This window comes from Paracoccus fontiphilus (genome assembly GCF_017356265.1).
GTDB classification, from domain to species: Bacteria; Pseudomonadota; Alphaproteobacteria; order Rhodobacterales; family Rhodobacteraceae; genus Paracoccus; species Paracoccus fontiphilus.
Genome location: NZ_JAFNAW010000129.1, coordinates 1 through 3776, shown reverse-complemented (window position 1 = coordinate 3776; position 3776 = coordinate 1). Strand labels below are relative to the sequence as shown.

General features: G+C 70.0%; 4 protein-coding genes. All 4 read left to right on the top strand.

Annotation, left to right across the window (positions count from 1 at the left end; translation table 11 throughout):
- Nucleotides 1-201 precede the first annotated feature (201 nt).
- Nucleotides 202-393, top strand: a complete 192-nt coding sequence (locus J0F76_RS20125) for a DUF1674 domain-containing protein (protein ID WP_207472201.1) — start codon at nt 202-204, stop codon at nt 391-393.
- A 2-nt stretch (nt 394-395) separates the two neighbouring features.
- Nucleotides 396-1730: an amidase gene (locus J0F76_RS20120; protein ID WP_207472199.1), complete on the top strand. Its 1335-nt coding sequence runs from the start codon at nt 396-398 to the stop codon at nt 1728-1730.
- Nucleotides 1731-1821: 91 nt separating this feature from the next.
- The gene (locus J0F76_RS20115; protein WP_207472198.1) at nt 1822-3045 is read left to right on the top strand and encodes an aminotransferase class I/II-fold pyridoxal phosphate-dependent enzyme; all 1224 of its coding nucleotides are present in this window, start codon (nt 1822-1824) and stop codon (nt 3043-3045) included.
- Between the two features lie 5 nt (nt 3046-3050).
- Nucleotides 3051-3776: DNA translocase FtsK 4TM domain-containing protein (locus J0F76_RS20110; protein ID WP_207472197.1), on the top strand; the 726-nt coding region annotated here is incomplete at its 3' end.

Genomic DNA, 3776 nt, shown 5'->3' with positions numbered 1-3776 from the left:
GCGCGGGCCTGGTCGGCCGGCGGCAGGGCCTTCAGCGCGCCCGCCTGGTCCGCCAGCGACAGCCCGTCCCGCACGCCCGCCAGCAGGCGCAATGCCCCCGCACGCGCCATATCCAAGCCCTGCTTTGCCAAATCGCTTTCCTTTGCCTACATCCCCTGAAAGACTGACGTTCATCCTTATGTCCATTCGAGGATTGTTGCCATGACCGATCTGCCGCACGAAAACCGGGCCGATCTTCCGCCCGCCGCCCAGCGTGCCCTGGCCGAGGCCGCCGAACGCCGCAGGGTTGCCGCCGCCGCGCAGCCCTTGCCAAAGGAATACGGGGGCCGGGACGGTCCCGAACCCGTGCGCTTCGGCGATTACGAGAAGAACGGCCTCGCGGTGGACTTCTGAGGATGGATTGGCTGCGGGCCTCGGCCGCCCAGCAGGGGCGCGCGATCATGGCGGGGCTTCTGGACCCCATCGACCAGACCGAGGCCTATCTGGCCGCCATCAAGGCCCATCGCGACGGCGAGCGCATCTATGCCCGCGTCACCGACGTGCGCGCCCGGTCCGAGGCCGTGGCCGCCCATGACCGCGCCAAGCTGGAGTTGCGGCGCGGGCTGCTGGACGGCGTGCCGATCAGCTGGAAGGACAACATCGACAGCGGCGGCACCGTGACCGAGGCGGGCTCGAAGCTGCTGGAAGGCCGGGTGCCGCGCAAGGACGCCATCGTGCTGGCCCGCGCCGCGCGCCAAGGCACGATCTGCTTGGGCAAGACGCACATGACGGAACTGGCCTTTTCGGGCCTGGGCCTGAACCCCCATGCGGCCACCCCGCCTAACGCGCTGGACCCCGATCTGGCGCCGGGCGGATCGTCGTCGGGGGCCGCCGTGTCGGTGGCGCTTGGGCTGGCGGCGGCGGCGATCGGGTCGGATACCGGCGGGTCGATCCGCGTGCCCGCCGCCTGGAACGACCTCGTGGGCTTCAAGCCCAGCCATGATTCGCTGCCCGAAAAGGGCGTCGTGCCCTTGTGCCGCAAGTTCGACATCGTTGGCCCCATCGCCCGCACGGTCGAGGATTGCGCGGAACTGTTCGCGCTGATGGCCGGGACAAAGGCTGCCGACCTGGCCGGCGCCTCGGTCGCGGGGCGCCGCCTGATGGTTCTGGACGGCGTGCCCTTCGAGGGGGCCGAGGAAGGCCCCGTCGCCGCCTTCGAGGACGCGGTGGACCGGCTGGCCCGCGCGGGCGCCCGGATCGACCGGATCTCCAGCGACTGGGTCGCCAAGGCCATGCCCCTGTCGCCCATGCTGTTCGCGCCCGAGGCCTATGGCATCTGGCGCGCGCAGATCGAGGATGCGCCCGAACTGATGTGGAAGCCGATCCTGGACCGCTTCCGCGGCGGGGCCGAGGTCAGCGCGGCGGACTATGTCGCCGCCTGGGAAAGCCTTGTGCGCATCCGGCGCAAGTGGATCAAGGAGGTGGCCTCGGGCCATGACGCGATCCTGCTGCCCACGGTGCCGATCCTGCCGCCCGACGCCGCGCGGCTGATGGCCGACGAGGCCGAGTTCGTGCGCGCCAACCTTCTGACCCTGCGCAACACCCGAATCGGCAACCTGCTGGGGCTGCCGGTCTGCACGCTGCCCACCGGGCATCCGGCCTGCGGGATCTCGGTCATGGGCCATGCGGGACGGGACGGGCATCTGCTGCACATGGCCTCCGGCATCGAGGCGGCCCTGGCCGTCGCCTGAGGGCTTGTCCGCCTTTCGCTAGACGCAAGGGGGCGATCACGCTAATGTTTCCTCTGATAAACGGGGCCAAAGACCCCGAAAGAGAGGCAGAATGGCAATCCCCGAGCGGTTCTCGAACCTGCCGGAATACGCGTTTCCGCGCCTGCGGGCGCTGTTGTCCGGCATCCAGCCGGGCCTTGCCGATGGCGAGTCCCCCACGGTCCTGACCATCGGAGAGCCGCGCCATGCCATGCCCGGTTTCGTGGCCGACGTGATGGCCGCCAATATCGGCGGTTTCGCCAAGTATCCGCCGAACGATGGCACGCCGGGATTGCTGGACGCCATCGGGGGCTGGCTGGGGACGCGCTATGGCCTGGACGTGGCGCCCGAACGCATCATGGCGCTGAACGGCACGCGCGAGGGGCTATTCAACGCGGCCCTGGCATTGTGTCCGGAACGGAAGAACGGCCAGCGGCCCGCGATCCTGATCCCGAATCCCTTCTACCAGGTTTATGCCGTCGCCGCCGCCGCCGTGGGGGCGGAGCCGGTCTTCGTCCCCGCCACGCCGGACACCGGCAACCTGCCCGATTACGCCGCGCTGCCGCCCGACGTGCTGGACCGCACGGCCATTGCCTATCTGTGTTCGCCCGCCAACCCGCAGGGCGCGATCGCGGACCGCGACTATCTGGAGCAGTTGATCGCCCTGGCCGACCGGCACGACTTCCTGATCTTCGCCGACGAATGCTATTCCGAGATCTGGCGCGACGCGCCACCCTCCGGCGCCCTGGCCGTGGCGACCGCCATGGGACTGGCGGACCGGGTGGTGATCTTCAACTCGTTGTCCAAGCGGTCGAACCTGCCGGGCCTGCGGTCCGGCTTCGTCGCGGGCGCGGCCGCCCAGGTCGCGCTGATTCGCCGGCTGCGCGCCTATGCCGGCGCGCCCTTGTCGCTGCCCGCCCAAGCCGTCAGCGAGGCCGCCTGGCGCGACGAGGCGCACGTGGCCGCCAGCCGCGCGCTTTACCAGCAGAAATATGCGATCGCCGACCGGGTCCTGGGCAACGTGCCGGGATACCGGCCCATCCCCGGCGGCTTCTTCCTGTGGCTGCCGGTCGATGATGGCGAGAAGGCGGCCAGGACGCTTTGGGCGCGGGCCGGCATCCAGGTGCTGCCGGGCGCCTATCTTGCCCGAGAGGTGGACGGCCTCAATCCCGGCAAGGGCTTCATCCGCGTGGCCCTTGTGGCGGATGCGGAACAAACGGAACCGGCGCTGCGGCGTCTGCGCGCGGTGCTGTATGACGGAACGACCGACGGCGCGACATCGGACGGGGAAGGCTAGGGACCATGGCAAGCTGGCAGGCGAAACACCGCGATCCGCTGTTCGACCAATCCACGCAGGCGGCGCTTGAACGGCGCGGCAAGGAACTGCTGGGCGTCGGTCTGGTCATCCTGGGGGTGGTGATCGCCACCCTGCTGGGCAGCTGGTCGGCCGAGGACCCCAGCTTCCTGTCGGCCACCGACGAGCCCGCGCAGAACGCCCTTGGCAGCTTCGGCGCCTATATCGCCTCTCCGCTGATGATGATCGCGGGCTACGGCTCGTGGCTGCTGGTGATCGCGGCCTGGGTCTGGGGGCTTCGCCTGATGCTGCACCGGGGCGAGGACCGCTTCATGCGCGGCCTGTTCACGCCCATCGCGGCCGCGCTGGCATCGGTCTATTGCAGCACGCTGGTGCCGGGCGAGGGGTGGGAGCAAAGCTATGGCCTGGGCGGGCATTTCGGCGACATGGTCATGGGCGCGATGCTGAACCTGCTGCCCTTCAAGGCGCAGATCGGCATCCGCCTGGCCGGGCTGATCGTCGCGCTTGGCACCCTGGCCATGACCGCCTTTGTTCTGGGCTTCGAGAAGAACGAGCTGCGGGCCTTCTGGCGCCGCTTCGTGACGGGGCTGCTGACCGCCTTCGACATGGCGACCCATGCGGTCGGCCGCGGTGCCGCGGCATCCGCCGGGCTGAAAGGCCGTCTGGCGGCGCGGCGCGACGGAAAGGCGGCAGCCGGCGCGGCGCCGCGCGGC